Origin of the sequence: Pumilibacter muris (assembly GCF_943193045.1) — a bacterium.
Taxonomy (GTDB): domain Bacteria; phylum Bacillota; class Clostridia; order Christensenellales; family Pumilibacteraceae; genus Pumilibacter; species Pumilibacter muris.
Window position 1 is genome coordinate 352,995 of record NZ_CALPCN010000001.1, and the last position, 18,238, is coordinate 371,232.

Consider the following 18,238-nt stretch of genomic DNA (forward strand, 5'->3'; position numbering starts at 1 on the left):
TAGGCTGTTTTATCAAATTTTTTTGACGGAATTTTATTACATAAAAACCGCTCGCTTAAAAGCGAGCGGAATAATATTTTACAAAATTAGCATTAAACGTTGAGCTTATAACCTGTTTTTTGCGATTTTCCCTCCTGACGCGCAATGTTTTCTTTGTTTTTTTCAAGATAAATTCTATGTAACTCGTCGGCGCTCATTCCCGCGTCTAAGCACATGCTCACGAAAAAATGCAATATGTCGCACAGTTCCTCTTTAACGGCGCCGTCGTTAATCGGTTTTTCGTTTTTCCACCATTTGTAGTTAATTTCGTTAAGTAGTTCTGTCACTTCGTCTATGAGTGCCAACGATTTTTTTTGCAACCATTCCGATTTCGAATATTTGTTTTCGAGGTTTCGGGACTTTGCTATAAAACCGTCGAGCGCGGCTTGCATGGAAAATATCTCGTCAAGCTTGTCCATTCTATTCCCCCTTTATAATGCTCAAAACGTCGGTGTTAGGTTCTTTACCAACGTATGCCGCGCATACTTTTTCGGGTGTTAGTGTTTCACGAATAAATTTGTTGCAGTCCGCTTTTTTTACTGCGTCTATTTCTTTAATACGCTTGTCTACGCTATAAAGTTCGCCCGCAAGCAACATGAGTTTGCCTTGCGCATTCATAATATTTTGTATGTTTTCTTCGGAGAATACGAGAGCGGATTTTAGTTGTATTTTGGCGCGTTGCACCTCTTCTTCGCTCACTCCGTTTGATATAGCGTTCTCAATTTCTTTTTTAACGGCGCTAACCGCCTTTTCGGTGTTTGCCGCCGTTATGTTGAGCATGATATTAAAGTTTCCGTTGTTCACATAGGCAAGCGGAGCGGAATATACGGAATAAGCAAGCCCCATCTGTTCGCGTATTTTTTGGAACAGACGCGAACTCATTCCGCCGCCGAAAATTATGCTGAACACATTTTGAACGGGGCTGCGCGGATTCATAAATTCGAGGGAAGGATAACTTATGCCTATGTTCGATTGCTCGAAATCTTTAATGCGCACGGCTTTGTTGCTCTTTACTTCGATTTTACCCGTTCTTTTCGCCGCACATTTATTAGAACGGATTTCGTCTAAAAAGTATTTGCGAACGAGTTTGTCAGCTTGCGAAGAATCCATATTGCCGCTTACCGACACAACTATGTTGTCGGCGGTATACAGCTCGTCCATATAAGCCAAAACGTCGTAACGAGTAAAGCGTTTAACGTTGTCGGCGGGTCCGAGAATAGTTCTGCCGAGCGAACTGCCTGCGTACAGAGTTTGGGCAAGCAAATCGTAGCAAATATCTTCGGGCGAATCCTCAACCATATTGATTTCTTCGGTTATTACTTTTCGCTCTTTGTCGAGCTCGTCGGCGTCGAAAGATGAACGGGTGAAAATATGCGCCAATGCTTCGAAACATTTTTCCGCATATTCGTCGATTGATTTAACATAATAGCAAGTGGCTTCTTTTCCTGTGAAAGCGTTTATTGCGGCGCCCATGCTTTCGAATACGTTCGCTATATCGAAAGACGTATATTTGTCGGTTCCCTTGAACATGACGTGCTCGGTGAAATGCGAAATTCCGTTGTTTTCTTCCGTTTCGCGCGTGCTTCCCGCCCCCACCCAAATGCCTACGGCTACCGAGCGCACGGCGGGATTGTTGTTCACCACTAATTTGAGCCCGTTGGAATATTTTATCAATTCGTTCATTTGTTGCCTCCAAACATATTTTTCGATTTGTTTACCGCGTTTATTCGGATAAGTCGGATTTGAGAGTTTCACTCACCTTAGACACTTGCAAATTATGCTCTAAGGCATATTTAATTATGCGGTCGAGCGCCTCTACGGTGTTTTTCGTGGGGTGCATAAGAATCAAGTCGCCGCCTTCGAGGTTTTTAGTGGCGCGGTTGTATATTTTTTCGGTGTCGTGGTCGCGCCAGTCTATTGTGTCTTTCGACCACATTATTGTGGTGTATCCAAGCGCTTCCGCTTGTTTTAACGTTGTTTTGCCGAACGAACCCGACGGCGGGGCAAACAGCTTCATGTCGATACCGAGCACGCTTTTAACAAGACGGTGAGTAACTCCGATTTCTTCGGCGTTTCGTTCGGCGCTTAATTTTTTGTGGTCTTTGTGAAAATAGCCGTGATTGCCTATTTCATGCCCTTTTTCGTATATTTTTTTCAGTAATGCGTCGTTTTCGGCAACCCACATTCCTCCTACGAAGAAAGTTGTGGTAACATTGTTGGCTTCGAATATATCAAGCATACCGTCGATAAATTCGGTTCCCCAATAAACGTTTACCATAAGCGATACTTTGGTTTTGCTTTCGCCCTTATAAACGGGCGGCTGCTCGCTTGCGGCGCTCACCGTTTTGCCCGACAGCGTGAAAGCGAGTAAGCCCACAACAACTACGGCGATTGCCAAATTAGCCACGACGTAACGAAAAAATTTAACCTTGTTCGACAAAATGCGCACACCTCGAAAAAAATTCGGGTAAATACCCGCCTTTCTAAATATATTCCGATAATGCGCGAAAAAGTATATAAAACTCGTTTAATACAAGAAAAAGCCCGATTCGGACTTTTTCTTGCAAACGATTGTTTTAAAGTTTTTCTATAAGTTTAAGGTCTATTCTGCCCTTTTCGTCCGTTTTTATAACTTCCACTCTTGCGGTGTCGCCTAAATTCAAAACGTCGGTAACTTTGTTGACCCTCGATTTTGAAAGCTTTGAAATGTGAATCATGCCGTCTTTTCCGGGAGCAAGTTCAACGAACGCCCCGAAGTCGAGAATACGCACAACCTTTCCTTCGAACACCTGACCGGGTTCGACGTCTTCCGCAATGGTGAGAACGATTTTTTTCGCTTTTTCCGCCATTTCGACGTCGGTGCAACTGATAAATACGCGTCCGTCGTCTTCGATGTCGATTTTAACGCCCGTTTCGGCAATGATTTGGTTAATAACTTTGCCGCTCTTTCCGATTACGTCGCCGATTACTTCGGGCGAAATATTGAAGCTTATAATCTTAGGCGCATATTTGCTGAGTTCGGGACGGGGCGCGTCGAGCACCGCAAGCATTTTGTCGAGAATATACAATCTGCCCACTCTTGCTTGTTCGAGAGCGGTGCGAAGAATTTGTTCGTCGATTCCCTTTATTTTTATATCCATCTGAATTGCGGTAATGCCGTCTTTGGTACCCGCAACTTTAAAGTCCATGTCGCCCAAAAAGTCTTCGAGTCCTTGAATATCGGAAAGCACAGCAACCTTTTTGCTCGATTCGTCTTTAATAAGTCCCATTGCGATACCCGCTACGGGGGCTTTAATGGGAACGCCTGCATCCATAAGCGCCAACGTGGAGCCGCAAACGCTCGCTTGCGACGTGGAACCGTTTGAGCTGAGTATTTCGCTTACCGTGCGAATGGCATACGGGAAAGCGTCCTCGTCGGGGATAACGGGTTCGAGCGCGCGTTCGGCAAGAGCGCCGTGTCCTATTTCGCGGCGTCCCGGACTGCGAAGCGGACGGGCTTCGCCCGAGCAATACGGCGGGAAATTATAGTGGTGCATATAGCGCTTGAAAGTTTCTTCGTCGAGATTATCAAGTTTTTGCACTTCGGCGATTGTGCCGAGCGTGCAGGTGGTCATTGCTTGGCTTTGTCCGCGCGTAAACACCGCCGAGCCGTGAACTCTCGGCAATATGCTTGTTTCGCACCAAATATCGCGAATGTCGGTGAGCTTTCTTCCGTCGGGGCGAACACCCTTTTTAAGAATTTTTTCGCGCACTTTTTCTTTTGTGAAATAGTATAGCGCGTCTTTTATTTCGCGTTCTTTTTCGGAGTATTTTTCTGCAAAATGTTCAAGTGTAACTTTATCGACTTCGTCTTGCTTTTCTTGACGCTTTTGGCGGTCGGTCTCTTCGAGAGCTTTATCGAGAAGCTTGTCCGCAAACTTGCGAACTTCCGAAGTTATATCGTCGGGAACTTTGTACAGTTCCATTTCGCGTTTGGGCTTGCCCACCGCTTTCACGATTTCGTTAATGAACTTAACTTGCTTTTTGATTTCCTCATGTCCGAACAGTATGCCGCCGAGCATGACGTCTTCGCTCACCATTTGAGCACCGGCTTCAACCATCATTATGGCGTCGGCGGTGCCGCTGACGTAAACGTGCATTTCGCTCATGGCGCGTTGCACGTTGTCGGGGTTAATAACGTATTTACCGTTAACGTAACCCACAACCACAGAGCCCGTAGGACCCGCGAAAGGTATGTCCGAAATAGAAAGCGCAATACTCGAACCGAGCATTCCGAAAACTTCGGGCGGAATGTTTGTGTCTACGCTGAGCGCCGTTGCAACAACGCTAACGTCGTTAAATAAACCTTTGGGAAACAGCGGGCGTATGGGGCGGTCTATAAGACGGCTTGTGAGAATAGCTTTGTCGCTCGCTCTTCCCTCGCGCTTTTTGAATCCGCCGGGAATTTTTCCCACCGAATACATTTTTTCTTCGAAGTCTACTCCGAGCGGGAAAAAGTCCATTCCCGGTCGAGGCGTTTCAGCCATTGTTACGTTCGTCATTACCACAGTGTCGCCGCAACGGATAATGCAAGAGCCGTTGCTTAGTCCGCAGTATTTGCCTATTTCGACGGTTACTTCTCTGCCGCCTATTTCGGTTTTGAAAATTTGTGCTTCTTTACTCATGTTCCATGTTCTCCTTTCCTTGTTTCTCCCGTGCGCGTCGTTTTGCCGCGCTAACTAAAAAGCGAGAGCCAACAACGTCGGTCGGCTCCTGCTTTCGATGTTTGTTTTTACTTTCTGAGTTCCAATTTTACAAGAAGCGCTCTGTATCTTTCGATGTCGAGCTTTTTGAGATAGTTCAAAAGACTTCTTCTGGAACCTACCATTTGCAACAAACCTCTGCGCGAATGGTGGTCGTTGTGATGCACTTTAAGGTGTTCGGTGAGGTGGTTTATGCGTTGCGTGAGCAAAGCCACCTGCACTTCGGGACTTCCCGTGTCGCCCTCGTGCGTCGCAAATTTGGCGATAATTTCAGCCTTAGTCTCCTTGTCCATGTTTTAACCTCCGTTAAATATTTATTCGCCTTAAAACTGAGTGTGAGTGCGTGGAGAGCGCACAACTCCGAGTATCAAGGTACATAAATTAGTATACCATATCATGTAAGTATTGTAAACTGATTTTGATAAAATAATTGTTTTTTACGCATTCTTTCTTCGAATTGTTCCAAATACATTAAAACGTCTTTCGGGTTGGCTATTCTTTGAATGCGTCCCGGCGCTATCAACTTTCCTATCGCTCCCGCGCCGCAGGCATAAACCGAAAGAGTTTCTTCCATAACGGTTACGTTGTTTACGCATAAAAAACCGTTTCGGCACCAACCTATGTTTTCGAGGTTCTCCGTAGTTTGTTTTTGGCGATATAAATAATAAGGAGAATAGCCGCGAGCTTTCAAAGCGCCTACGGAATAATTAACCATTTCTTGCGTGCGCTCGGAACGAACCGCTTCTGATTGAGCGTTCGCCGAGCCGCGTTTTAAGCAAAGCGTGTGTACGGTTATATTCTCGGGCATAAGTTTTAAAATGCCGTTAAATTTATATTCGAAGTCTTCCGGAGTTTCGCCGTCGAGTCCCGCAATAAGGTCAACGTTTTTAACGAATCCGAATTTATCCGCAAGTTCGTAGGCGTTAAAAAATTGTTCAACCGTATGCGCCCTTCCTATTTTTCGCAAAGTTTTTTCGTGTAACGTTTGCGGATTTATACTTATTCGGTTTACGCCGCATTCGCTCATTACATGCAACTTTTCTTCGTTTATGGTATCGGGACGTCCCGCTTCGCAAGTGTATTCCGTGCCGTCTTCGGTCGCGGCTTTCAACACCTTGAAAAGCAATTCGGGCTCGAGCGTAGTCGGCGTTCCGCCGCCCGCATATACCGAGAAAATACGTTTGTTTTGAGAGCGTATCAAATCTTTGGTACGACGTATTTCTTCCGCAAGAGCCGTTGCATACGGAGCGAGCAACCAAGCTTTTTTCTCCACTCCTTCCGATACGAAAGAGCAATACGAACAACGTGTGGGGCAAAACGGAATATGAACATACAGATTCACAAGATTAGAGTTGTTAAAATTGCCATCGCCTGCAACGGAAAGTCTGTCGGGTATATGTTCAGATTGTGATTTCAGTATTTCTACCGTAAGTTCGGCTTTGTTTTCGGATACAAAATAATCGTTGCGCAACTTTTCGGATATTTTGCTAAGCGGAACACCGTTGTTCAACATTCGGGCGGCGAGCCGTGTGGGACGTATTCCCGTAAGACTTCCCCACGGAAGCGTTTTATCGAAAAAATCCGAAAGTGCTCTGTAAAGCGACAGCTTGCAAATATATACGTCGGCGCGAGCGTATTCGATTTTATCGGATTCGCAATGCTTGGGATATGAATATATATAGCGCTTTGAGTTTACCGAAATATATAAAACGATTTTCTCGTTATCAACATATGTAAAATTAACCGAACAATCCGTGAGGGCGTCGGAAACAAAACAGCGAATTATTTCGATTAGTTCGTTGCGTATATCGTTACGGTTTGTCGTCAGTTCGTACATAAGTAAGGATTATACTTTTTCTCGAAGCCGAGAGTGGTTTTTTCGCCATGACCGGGTAACACTTCGTATTCGTCGGCTAATTTAAATAATTTATTCACTATCGAATCGTACAGCTTCTGTGCGTTACCCGAAGGAAAATCGGTTCGCCCCACAGACATGCGAAATAACGTGTCGCCGCTTAATATCGTTTTGCCTACTATATAGCACACGCTTCCGTCGGTATGGCCGGGAGTCGATAAAACTTTTACGTCGCATTCTCCGAGCCGAATATTGTCTCCGTCCGACAGAATAACGTCGGGCGAAAATTCGTCGAGTTTTTCTCCGAACATTGCCGACAAATTGCCTACTCCGTTTAAAAGTTTAATGTCGTCGCGGTGCAAGTAAATTTTCGCTCCGTCAAGCTTGAATTTTGCCGCCGCGCCAATATGGTCGAAATGCGCGTGAGTTAAAAGAACATGCGTGCACGGTTTTTCGCCTATTGCGCTCTTGATTTTCTCGTATTCGGCACCCGCGTCTATAACTGCCACGCTGTCGCCGTCGTAGTCTAATATATAAGCGTTTTCTTCTATGTCGCCCACAGTTACGCGTTTTATAACCATTATAGCGAAGTGCTCCTGAATACTTTTTCCACTTCGGGAATGTTTTCTATTTTTTTAATAAGCGTGTCTATTTGCTCGATTTTGGTTACTTTCACTCCGAAATTTATAATCGCGGTTTGATTTTTATCTACGCGCGCGTTTAAACTGTGAATAGACAATTTCAATTCGGATATGAGCGTGGTTATTTGAGCAAGCAAACCGCTGCTGTTTTTCGCCTCCACCTGCATAGCAACCACAAACGGCGCATGCAAACTGCCTGCCCAATGCGCTTCTATAAGGCGGTAAGGTTCGGCGTTCCGCATGTTCGGGCAACTCTTTCGGTGAACCGCAACGCCGCGCCCGCGTGAAATATAGCCTATTATTTCGTCGCCCGGCACAGGAGTGCAACAGCGCGCTATTCTCACCAACAAATCGCTGTGCCCCTTAACGATTATACCGTGCGACGCGTTCTCGTTTACTGACGATTGCGATTTTTCGGGCTGTTTTGCCGATTCGGCTTCTTTTCGGTAAAAATCAATTAGTTTAAGAAGAATTTGGTTAACTGTGAAACCGCCGTAGCCTATTGCCGCATACATATCGTCCATAGAAGATATGGAATAGCGTTGCATTATTATGTCGAGCCACTTCGGAACAAGTAGCTGCGACAGCGTGTAGCCCCGCCGTTTGGCTTCTTCTTCCAACATTTCTTTGCCGCGCTTTATGTTGTCGTCTTTTTGCTCTTTTTTGAAAAACGCTCGTATTTTGTTTTTCGCTTGAGTGGTTTTAGCAAAACGCAGCCAGTCGCGGCTCGGTCCTTTCGCATTGTTCGAAGTAATTATTTCAACGTAGTCGCCCGTTGTGAGTTTAGTTTCAAGCGGAACTATTTTATTGTTGATTTTTGCGCCTATACACTTGTTTCCCACCGCGCTGTGAACGTTATAAGCAAAATCCACAGGCGTGGAACCTTCGGGAAGCACAACCACGTCGCCTTTAGGTGTGAAAATGAACACTTGCCCGCTGTAAAGGTCTATTTTTAACGATTCGTAAAATTCCTGAGCTCCCGTTGCAATGTCGCTCGCTTCGTCCATAACTCCGCGCAACCATTCAAGCTTTTCGTCGAAATCGTTTGCTGCGGCTCTGTGTTCTTTGTATTTCCAGTGTGCTGCTATACCGTATTCGGCGATTTTGTGCATTTCGTATGTTCGAATTTGAATTTCGAACGGCATGCCGTAACTCGTCATAACGGTAGTGTGAAGCGATTGATAGTTGTTCGGTTTGGGAACGGCTATATAATCTTTGAACCGACCGGGAATGGGTTTCCAAATCGTGTGAATCATTCCGAGCACTTCGTAGCAATCGCGCACGTTTTCAACAATAACACGCACAGCCGTCAAATCGTAGATTTGCTCGAAAGTGCGGTTGTTGTTCATCATTTTTTTATAGATGCTGTAAAAATGCTTGGGGCGTCCGCTCACTTCTCCGTGTATATTCAATTCTTCGAGTAATTTCGTAAGTCTGTCGCAAATGTGGTTTACGAGCTCTTTTCTTTCGGCGCGTTTGAGCGAAATTTCGTTTACGAGAGAATCGTATACCGCAGGGTGCAACACTTTTAAACACAAGTCTTCGAGTTCGCATTTAAAATAACTTAATCCCAAACGCGATGCCAAAGGCGCGTAAATTTCGAGAGTTTCTTTTGCCATAGCGGTTTGGCGTTCTTCCGATATTCCCGCTATGGTGCGCATATTGTGCAAACGGTCGGCAAGTTTAATAAGAATTACCCGCATATCCTTTGCCATAGCAAAAAACATGCGTCTGAAATTTTCCGCTTGTTCTTCCTCTTTCGATTTAAACGTAATTTTATCGAGCTTTGTTACTCCCATAACGAGTTCGCAAATTTCGTTTCCGAACTTCGAACGGATTTCCCCTTCGGTTGCGGGCGTGTCTTCTATGCAATCGTGCAAGAGCGCCGCGCCTATTGTTTGGTAATCAAGTCCCAAATCAAGCAAAATATTTGCTACCGAAATCGGATGAGTGATATACGGTTCGCCCGAATCGCGCGCTTGCCCGTTGTGCATACACGAAGCGTATTCGAAAATTCTATCGAGAATTTCGACTTGACTTGCGGTAAACACCGACTTATAGCGAGTTTGTAAGTTTTCCTTAGGCATGTTATCGTTTTATCCTCAAAGCCATTTTAACCGTTTTGCCGATTTTTTACGTTTTCGCACAAAAATTTGTATACGGAAGAATTTCCGAGTTCGGCTCTTACGTCTTTATTTACCGAAATTGAAAACGGAGTTTTATTTATAGAAATGAATCCTAATTCCGCAAATACCGTAACGCATGCTATAAACATGTTCATGTTTAGGTTTTCACGCGCGGATAAAAGTTTGTAATACGATAATATATTATCGGCGCAAAGATGTCGGTTGTTGCGGATAGCCGAAAAACACGCGCCGAATGCTTCTCTTTCGCAAACTATTCCTTCGTAGAACGTTTGTTGGTTGTCTTTTTTAGGAACGTAAATTTTTGCGGAAGTTTTTTTAGCAAACAACAACGGCAAAGCGTATCGCGGCGGCGTGTCTAAAAAAACAACGGTATCGTATCCCGAAAGCATAAGATTTCCGTCAATTTCGGGCGAAACTATTATGCGTGAATAGTTGTTTATGCTTGTGGAATATAGAAATTCGTTCAACAGCCGTTCCGCTTTAACTGCGGAAGCGTATTGATTGTAAGTTTGCTTGCAACCTGCTATAATGAGCACGCCGAACAACTTGTTGCCTACGATTTTTTCGAGTTCGTCGTAGTTGTATGTTATATAATCGCTTTGTTTCGACGCGCCGTAAGCCAAAGTTTTTAAATAGTTGGCTTTTGCCACAGTATCGTTTATATACAGTTCTGACGGAACAGCGGATTTAAGAAAACCTTTTGCCGTTTCTTTTCCGCCGAATCGGTTTAGTTGCAATTCCAAAATCAAATCTTTTGTGCCGTTTCCCAACAAAAATTGATTTTGTTCGTAAAAGTTGAACGCGAGAATTTGCAACCCTGTTTCGCCCGTAATATTAGTATGAATTCTGTTGTTTTTGCACGGTGTTACCGCCAGCTTTTCTACGGTGGTTTTAAATAAAGGTTTGGGATTACTATTTCCCGACGGCTCTATAAGTTCGAGCGCTCTCGCAAGTTCCAAATCGAGTTCACGCTCGTCAAGCTCCAAATCGTATTCTTGCGTCATTCCGAAAAGTTCGGCGGGAAACGAATTTAAATATTCGTTTACGCGCGTCTTGAAAAGAGGAATGTTTTTTTCTTCTATCGAAAATCCTGCGGCTTGGCTGTGCCCTCCGAATTCCACCAAAATATCCGAAACGGAACTAAGCAAATCGTATATGTTAATTCCGTGTACGCTTCGGGAAGTCCCCTTATAATATTCTCCGGAGCTTACCATTACAAACGCAGGACGATGAAAATCGCCCGCAAGCCTTGCCGCGAGTATACCCGTTATTCCCTTTTCCCATTCGGGATTACTGAGAATAACCGAGCGGTTGTCTATAAGGTTTTCGTGAGCTAAATCTTCGAGAGCTTCGGAATAGAGTTTGTCGCAAAGAATTTTGCGTTTGGAATTGTCTTCGTTAATCGCCGCAATAATTTCCTGAACATATTTCGTGTCGGTGCTTGTAAGCAATTCAAAAGCTCTGTAAGCGTCGCCCATTCTGCCTGCGGCGTTTATTCTCGGCGCTATTTTATACGCTATGTCGCCGCTGAGGACGGGATATGTAAGCTTTTGCTCTTCTATCAGCAGTTTAAGCCCGAGATTGCGTTGTTCTTCAAGCTTTTTCAGCCCGAGTTGAACTATTAAGCGGTTTTCGTCAAGTAAAGGCACAAGGTCGGCAATAGTGGCAACCGCCGCTAAATCGAAAAATTGTTCGGCGCTTTCTATTCCTCCGAGAGCTTGCACGAGTTTTAGCGCTACCCCTGCGCCGCAAAGAAAAGAACAGGGATATTTGCAATCGCTCTGTTTGGGATTAACCACAATGCAGTCGGGCACCACGTCGGCAACTTCGTGATGGTCGGTAACAATAACGTCAACTCCCAAATCCATAGCGTACGCAACTTCTTCGCTTCCGGAAATGCCGCAGTCGCATGTTAAAATAAGGTCGGGGCAGCACTCGTCGATAATTTTTTCTATGGATTCCACGTTAAGTCCATAGCCGTCGCCCGCTCTGTTGGGAATGTGAACGTACACTTCGAGCCCGCGCGACGATAAATATAACGATAAAATAGCCGACGCGCAAATACCGTCGGCGTCGTAATCGCCGTATATAACTATTTTTTGTTTTTGGTCAATAGCTTCGTTAATACGCGCTACCGCTTCGCTCATCCCTTTCATGTCAAACGGATTATATAAATTTGAAATGTCGGGATTGAGATACTTTCTAAGTTTTTCTTCCGAGTTTATACCGCGTAAAATAAGTAATTCCACAAGTCTTTTCGGCAATCCGAAAATATTACAAAGATTTGCAACCTCTTCTTTGTTTACAGTTGTGTTATTTCTTTTTACGGGCTGTAAGTTCATTGTCTTTCCTTATAAAAATAAGCCTCCAAAAACTGTGAAGGCTTATTTTCTTTAAAATTTATTGTAAATGTTTTATGCCAAAGCCGTCGTGTTTTCTTTGAGTTTTTTCTCTTTTTTATCGGCCTTAGGCAGCTTTTTTTTGCGGTCTTTCCACATTGCCCAAATAGAAGGCGAAATGAATATAGACGAGAACGTACCCGCAAGCAAGCCGACTATTATGGGAAGAGCAAACACGGAAAGCGAGAAAGTTTGGAACGCCGCGCCCATAATAGCAACCATAGCGATTGTTATCAAGGTTGTGAGCGATGTGTTTATCGAACGCACCAAAGTGTCTTTAATAGACGCGTTTGCAATGAGCGTCGCCGTGCTGTTTTTATGGAATACCGATTTGGTGTTTTCGCGTATACGGTCGAACACGATAATAGTGTTGTTAATCGAATAACCGAGAATGGTAATCAACGCCGCTATGAATGTGCTGTTGATTTCCACGCGGAAAATCGCCATGAACGAAAACATAATAAGAATGTCGTGCAAAAGCGCCACAATGGCGGAAACGCCGCTAGACACTTCGAACCTGAACGCAATATACACAAGCATTAAAACGATTGCAAGACTGATTGCAAGCAACGCGTTTATTAAAAGCTCCGAACTTACCGTCGCGCTTATAATATCGCCTTTCACCGCTTGACCCGAATATTTGTCGTTAATCGAAACCGTGTCGGAAAGAGCGTTTTTAAAAGCATCGCTGTTTGCCGAAAGCTTAACCGTTAACGCTTTTACGCCCGCGTCTTGATTGTCGCTTGTTACTTTCTCAACGCTTGATATTGTGGCGCCCGTCTTTGCGGCGAGAGCTTGTATTTTCGATTTAATATCATCGAAAGTCGATTCCACAAGCGAGAAATTTTGATAGTCTACCGTGCAAGTTTTGTCGTCGGTCCAAGCAAGCGTAGGAACAATTTTAAATATTTTCTCTTGCAAAGCCGACTGTATGGCGGGATTTATTTCGTCTTCCATAACTTCGTCGCTTATTCCGTGAGGAGCTTTGTAGCGAACGTAAACGGAAGCCGATTCACCCGAACCTTGTTCCTGCATAGACGAAACTTTAATATTATAATTATTTCCGTTTTCGTCGGTGAGTCCTTCGATAATTTCTTTGATTTCAGATTTATACGAAGCCGCAGTAGAACTTGTAAGCTTAGTGGAAAGTTTTACGTTAACGGTGTAACCGCCTTGAAAGTCCATTCCGAGATTTAAAGGCTCGCCCGTTACGCAACCGAAAATAATCATCATTACAATAGCTACGGCAATTATGCAAGCGGGAACTATAAACCAAATCTTCTTTTTTTCCACAAGCTTGAAATCGCAGTTCATAAGATTAGATATTTTCATGAGCCACCTCCCCTTCAAGCGGAGCTTTTTCTTCCGTAACTTCTACCTCTTCGGGTACGGCGGATTCCGACGCTTTCAAATTCTCGTAGTTTTTGCTACGTATAAGGCTGAAATAAGAGGGTTTGTCGGGCATAACCGCAATAAAGTATTTCACGAGTTTTCTCGTTATAAGCATAGACGTGAACAGCGAAAGTATAATACCCACAAGCAACGCTATTGCAAAGCCTTGAATTGAACCTGTGCCGAATATAAGAAGCACAACCGCCGCTATAATAGTTGTAACGTTACTGTCTATAATCGCTTTCGTGGCTTTTTTAAATCCTGCGTGCGACGATGCGAGCATAGATTTTCCGTTTCTGAATTCGTCTTTAATACGTTCGTAAATAATAACGTTTGCGTCAACAGCCATGCCTATGCTCAAAATTATACCCGCAATACCGGGAAGAGTGAGCTGCACCCAAGGAAGTATCGCAAGGAACAAAAGCATTAAGTCGGCGTATAGCAACAGCGCAATAGAGGCTACAACACCGAGCATGCGATAACGCACAATTAGGAATGCCATTACGAGCGCAAGACCCAAAACACCGGCTATAATACCGCATAACAACGCCTTTTCTCCGAGCGTGGGCGAAATTGTGCTGCTTTCCAAAAGCGACAACTTAACTTCGAATTGCCCCGAAGTGATTTGGTCGGCAAGGTTCTGAGCCGCTTCTATACTTCCCATGCCGTTTATAATCGCTTTGCCGTTGGATATTGCCGAATTGATTTTGGGAGAAGATATTTTTGTTTCGTCGCCGTCTACCGTCGATATTATCGACATAGTTTGTCCTATGTTTTCGCTTGTGGCTTTTGCGAAAGCTTCGGTTCCCGCGCTGTCGAGCGACAACGCCACAACGGGTTCGCCGTTATCATAGGTGGCTTCGGCGCTTAAAACGTTTTTGCCCGTAAGCACTATTTCACCCGTGTTGTCGAGCACAAAGCGAAGCTCCGCAGGCTTGCCTATAATATCGAAAATGTTTCCGGGATCGTCTACGTCGGGAACTTCTACCCTAAGACGAGTGCTGCCCTCGCGCACTACGGTTGCTTCGGTGTAACCTTTGCTCGTGAGCATGTTTTCAAGGCGCGTTCTCGTGCCCGCCATGCGCGAAGAAAGATTTGTTGTGTCTTCGGAGCCGTCCATTTCGTATACCGCATACACGCCGCCTTTAAGGTCGAGTCCGAGCTTTATAGCGCTGCCGAACGACTTGAACGTGGTGAGTCCGAAATTAAACGTGCAAAAGGACATGATTAAACCGATTATCGTAAGAACGCCAATTATAGATAATTTTATGATTGACGATTTTTTCTTCATTTAGAGCCTCCTGCATGCAATAGAACTATTATATAACAAAATGGAAAGATTAGTCAAATAAATATTAGCGTTAGTTGCAAAAAAGATAGCGGATTACTCTTCGTTTTCCAAGCAATACACCGCTAATGCGCATTCAAGCCGTTTTTGCATTAGCGCGCAAGCCGTTTTATAAGGCGACGATATGTTGCCGTTAAAGTTTACGGCGTTGGCGGCGCAACCTCCGCTGCAATGATACTTCGCCCAACAGTCGCGACAAACAGGTTTATACGCAAGATTGTTGGCGCAGAATTTTTCGTAAAGAGCGGAATCGATTTCTCCGCTTTCTATGTTTCCCATTTTATAAGCGGCGTTGCCAACGAATTGATGACAAGGATATATTTCGCCCGACGGAGTTACCGCAACATACTCTGTGCCCGCTCCGCAACTCGAATAACGCTTGCTGAGACACGGCGAATGTTTTAGGTCTACTATAAAATGGAAAAAGCTGAACCATGTTTCGGGGGTTTTGCGGCGCTTCAAATATTCCGCCGCAAGCGATTCGTACTGCTCGAAAAGCTCTGGCAAGTCGGAATCTTTGAGAGCGAGCGGATGCGAATCGGGCAACACAACGGGTTCGAGAGAAAGTTTATCGAAACCGTAATCGGCAAGCGCCAACGCGTCGGCTGCGAAATCCTTATTGAGCGCCGTAAACGTTCCGCGAACGTAATATTGCCTGTCGCCTCTTTTGCGTCTGAACGCCAAAGCGTTTTGCAAAACTACGTCGAACGAATCTTTTCCGCCTTGCGTCTTCCTCACTTGATTATGGACGTTTTTTCGCCCGTCTATACTGAGAACGACGTTATACATTTCTTTATCGAGAAAATCTGAAATTTCGTCGTTCAATCCGAGCGCGTTTGTTGTGATTGTAAATCTGAAATTTTTGCCGTGCGATTTTTCCAGTTTTCTGCCGTGCTCGACTGCCGCATATACCGCGCTCATATTCATAAGCGGTTCGCCGCCGAAGAAATCCACTTCGAGGTTGCGGCGAGTTCCGCTCTTCTCGGCAAGAAAATCGAGCGCGCGGCAAGCGGTTTCGGCAGTCATGCTCGCTTTTTGCCCCGAATACTTTCCTTCGTCGGCAAAGCAATAAGCGCAGGCAAGATTGCAGTTATGGCAAATATTAAGGCACATCGATTTTATAGTGCCGTCCGGTTTGGGCGGAACAAAATCTGACGCTTTTGTAAACAGCAAACCTTTATTTACAAGTTCGGAAACTTCGTCGGCTTCTTCGGGATAAAGTTTCCGCAAACGCGAAAACTCTCCAGAGCCGATTACGCCGCTCGGAGAGTTAACCGAATCGATAAATTTTCGCATGTTTGCGTCTATGCGGCAAAGCGTGCCGCTTTCAACGTCGAGCAAAAAATTTTGCCCCAAACAAGAAAAGGTGTGAACCATCCTATGTATACTCTTTAAGCAAAACTTTTAGTCGGCTTTACTTATTGTCCTCTTTACGAATTCTGTCTATTTTTCTTTCGCAGGATTGATTCCCCACCGTGCAACTCGTTTTGCAAGCGGATTGACAACTTGCCTGACATTCTCCGCATCCTGTGCCGTTACCGCATTCAACCGTTTTTTCGGCAATAACTTTTATGTGTTTCATTTTCGATATAACCTCCGACTAAAATTCTTACTATTTGATTATACCTAAAATTTGCAATAAAAGCAAGTGATTTCGGCATGTAGAATTAAATTAACGGCAGGCGTTTAGTTGCGCGGTTTTTTTAGTCCCGCCAAAATACCGCTAACCATGCCCGTAATGCTGCCCAAAGCCACGTCGTTCAAAATACCCAAGCCGAAAACGAATTCGCCGTCGAGAAGCGAGAATATTACGAACGCGAGAGCAATGTAGAGTATGCCGATAATAATTCCGCGAAGCCAGCAACCGGGACGGCTTTTTAAAGCGATTACGCAACCGAGAAGTATGCTAACGCCTTTAATAACCTGGTTCAAAATAGGAATTACGCCGTCCGAAATATTGAACAGCTTAACAACGAGCGCAGCCACCAAAACCAGCACCAACGACAGTATTACCGCAATAATCAGCGCCTTGATTATTTCGACTACCGCCGTGCTTTTCTTTAATTCGTGTTCCATAAAAAAACCTCCGCATACAGATACTTAATTATATGCGAAGGTGTTTGCGTTTATTACTGCTTGTCTTTTTTAAACCGTTACGCCTTTTTGGCTCTCGGCTTTTTCGTTTTGGGTTCGGGTTTTTCTTCGGGTTGCGGTTCCGCCTCGCTTACTTCCGATTGTTCTTCGGGCTTTTCTTCTGCGGCGTTTTCAGCGTTGTTTGAAAGCGACTCTTCCGCAAGTTGTTCGGCAGGCGTTTCCGTCGGGTTGGCAACTTCGGCAGCTTTTTCGGGCTTTTCTTCGAAAGGCGCGGGTTCTACGGGCGCATCCACTTTGCTAAGCACTTGGTAAACGGCTTGAACATCGAACACCATAGTCGATTTACGGTCGCCTACGCCCGTCTCAACCACCATTTCTTTGTCTACGGGACTTATTTCGCGTATTTCCGTTATTGTTCCCACAATGCCGCCTACGGTCTTAACAACGTCGCCGGGACGCAACGAAGAGTGCAGGTCGTTAATAGCTTTGTTACGGCGCTTGTTTGTGAACATGGGAAGCACTATAAGCACAACCACCATAACAGCCAACAGAACGAGCATAATAACCGTCTGTCCTTCAATAGCAAGCAAATTTAACATGTTTTAATAATTACTCCTAAAAACTCAATACATTAACTGTATCATAATTTACAAATTAAAGCAAGCGATTTTAAAAGGTTTTTTTATCTCCTGTTGTTTGCTTCGCAGTTATCGGCGCGTTTTGCGTCGAATATGTGAATGAGTTTGTCATACAGCCGCTTATCGGTGAAATTGCCGTGAAGTTTCAGTTCGAGCGGGGCTATGTCTATTAAATATAGCAAAAGTTGCTCTGTGCCTATAATGTTGTATTCGAATTCGCTTTCGGGCAAATGCGCGCTAACGTTATAGCGGTTGTCCTGCTGACTGACTTCGAGCCGCATGATTTTGGGATTTACCGCGCTGATTAAAAAACGAATCAATTCGTTTAAAGTATCTTCGTCTATAAGGTAAGACGCGTTTGCCATTGCGAGTTCGGCAATTTCGTCCCACCTTGCGCGCAATTCTCCGAGCTTAAAATAAAAAACTCCGTCGAGCGCGATTCCGTCGCGCATAACAAGTTCGTTTTCTATCAACTCCCTTTCGTTTTCGCGGTCGAATGCCACAAGGGTATGCAAAAGCAGATTATACGAATTACGTTCGAGCGGCAGTTTGATTTTCTTTTTCAGATAATCGTATTTAACCACTGTGGCGAACATGTCTGTAAAACAGCCTTTAAGTTCGTTTAATAAAGCTGTTTTGCTGTTAGGCTCCCCGGCCACGCTAACCGAAGTGCGGTGTTCGTTTTTTACGTCGGCAAAAATTCCGCCCGCTTTTTTCACTTTAATGGCGAAAACTTCTTCCATTGTTCTAAACCAATTTTCATGTTCGTTTGCCACACTAAAACCGAATTGAAACATCTTATCACAGTCCTCTTCCTTATTTTATGCAGTGCTTTCGTTTTTAAGCGTGCAAAATCTGTAAATAAATGTCGGCTAAAAAGAAAAAAATTTGAAAAAGGTTGTTAAAATCCCTTGCTTTTTATGAAAATTTTTGATATATTATA

General features: G+C 44.4%; 16 protein-coding genes. All 16 read right to left on the reverse strand.

Going from position 1 to position 18,238, the window contains the following annotated elements:
- Nucleotides 1–92 precede the first annotated feature (92 nt).
- The 16 genes from NFR62_RS01690 to NFR62_RS01765 all read right to left on the reverse strand — a co-directional run bounded on the left by NFR62_RS01690 (nt 93) and on the right by NFR62_RS01765 (nt 18,092).
- The gene (locus tag NFR62_RS01690; RefSeq protein WP_251612732.1) at nt 93–458 is read right to left on the reverse strand and encodes a dUTPase; all 366 of its coding nucleotides are present in this window, start codon (nt 456–458) and stop codon (nt 93–95) included.
- Nucleotide 459: 1 nt separating this feature from the next.
- Nucleotides 460–1,722, reverse strand: coding sequence for a M16 family metallopeptidase (locus NFR62_RS01695; protein ID WP_251612734.1), 1,263 nt, complete (start codon nt 1,720–1,722; stop codon nt 460–462).
- 40 nt (nt 1,723–1,762) lie between these two features.
- Nucleotides 1,763–2,479, reverse strand: coding sequence for a polysaccharide deacetylase family protein (locus NFR62_RS01700; protein WP_251612752.1), 717 nt, complete (start codon nt 2,477–2,479; stop codon nt 1,763–1,765).
- 136 nt (nt 2,480–2,615) lie between these two features.
- Nucleotides 2,616–4,703 (reverse strand): polyribonucleotide nucleotidyltransferase, encoded by a 2,088-nt coding sequence (locus NFR62_RS01705; RefSeq protein ID WP_251612755.1) that lies wholly within the window; start codon nt 4,701–4,703, stop codon nt 2,616–2,618.
- Nucleotides 4,704–4,810: 107 nt separating this feature from the next.
- Nucleotides 4,811–5,074: a 30S ribosomal protein S15 gene (gene rpsO / locus NFR62_RS01710; RefSeq protein WP_251612770.1), complete on the reverse strand. Its 264-nt coding sequence runs from the start codon at nt 5,072–5,074 to the stop codon at nt 4,811–4,813.
- A gap of 101 nt (nt 5,075–5,175) precedes the next feature.
- Nucleotides 5,176–6,618 carry a coproporphyrinogen dehydrogenase HemZ gene (gene hemZ / locus NFR62_RS01715; RefSeq protein WP_251612773.1) on the reverse strand — a complete coding sequence of 481 codons (1,443 nt, stop codon included), beginning with the start codon at nt 6,616–6,618 and terminating at the stop codon, nt 5,176–5,178.
- Entirely contained in the window at nt 6,606–7,217 is a 612-nt protein-coding gene (locus NFR62_RS01720; RefSeq protein WP_251612776.1) for an MBL fold metallo-hydrolase, read from the reverse strand. Before NFR62_RS01720 ends, hemZ begins: the two co-directional genes overlap by 13 nt.
- Nucleotides 7,217–9,364 carry a RelA/SpoT family protein gene (locus NFR62_RS01725; RefSeq protein WP_251612778.1) on the reverse strand — a complete coding sequence of 716 codons (2,148 nt, stop codon included), beginning with the start codon at nt 9,362–9,364 and terminating at the stop codon, nt 7,217–7,219. The genes NFR62_RS01720 and NFR62_RS01725 overlap by 1 nt, the downstream gene beginning before the upstream one ends.
- A gap of 26 nt (nt 9,365–9,390) precedes the next feature.
- Nucleotides 9,391–11,766 carry a single-stranded-DNA-specific exonuclease RecJ gene (recJ, locus tag NFR62_RS01730; RefSeq protein ID WP_251612781.1) on the reverse strand — a complete coding sequence of 792 codons (2,376 nt, stop codon included), beginning with the start codon at nt 11,764–11,766 and terminating at the stop codon, nt 9,391–9,393.
- Nucleotides 11,767–11,838: 72 nt separating this feature from the next.
- Nucleotides 11,839–13,155 (reverse strand): protein translocase subunit SecF, encoded by a 1,317-nt coding sequence (gene secF, locus NFR62_RS01735; protein WP_251612784.1) that lies wholly within the window; start codon nt 13,153–13,155, stop codon nt 11,839–11,841.
- The gene (gene secD, locus NFR62_RS01740) at nt 13,142–14,506 is read right to left on the reverse strand and encodes a protein translocase subunit SecD (RefSeq protein ID WP_251612786.1); all 1,365 of its coding nucleotides are present in this window, start codon (nt 14,504–14,506) and stop codon (nt 13,142–13,144) included. The genes secF and secD overlap by 14 nt, the downstream gene beginning before the upstream one ends.
- A 93-nt stretch (nt 14,507–14,599) precedes the next feature.
- Nucleotides 14,600–15,940: a thioether cross-link-forming SCIFF peptide maturase gene (scfB, locus tag NFR62_RS01745; protein ID WP_251612789.1), complete on the reverse strand. Its 1,341-nt coding sequence runs from the start codon at nt 15,938–15,940 to the stop codon at nt 14,600–14,602.
- 37 nt (nt 15,941–15,977) lie between these two features.
- Entirely contained in the window at nt 15,978–16,145 is a 168-nt protein-coding gene (scfA, locus tag NFR62_RS01750) for a six-cysteine ranthipeptide SCIFF (RefSeq protein WP_251612802.1), read from the reverse strand.
- 104 nt (nt 16,146–16,249) lie between these two features.
- Entirely contained in the window at nt 16,250–16,639 is a 390-nt protein-coding gene (locus NFR62_RS01755; RefSeq protein WP_251612804.1) for a TIGR04086 family membrane protein, read from the reverse strand.
- A 77-nt stretch (nt 16,640–16,716) separates the two neighbouring features.
- Nucleotides 16,717–17,256, reverse strand: a complete 540-nt coding sequence (locus NFR62_RS01760) for a preprotein translocase subunit YajC (protein WP_251612807.1) — start codon at nt 17,254–17,256, stop codon at nt 16,717–16,719.
- Nucleotides 17,257–17,339: 83 nt separating this feature from the next.
- Complete coding sequence (locus tag NFR62_RS01765; RefSeq protein ID WP_251612811.1) at nt 17,340–18,092, reverse strand: hypothetical protein; 753 nt, start codon at nt 18,090–18,092, stop codon at nt 17,340–17,342.
- Nucleotides 18,093–18,238: the final 146 nt, after the last annotated feature.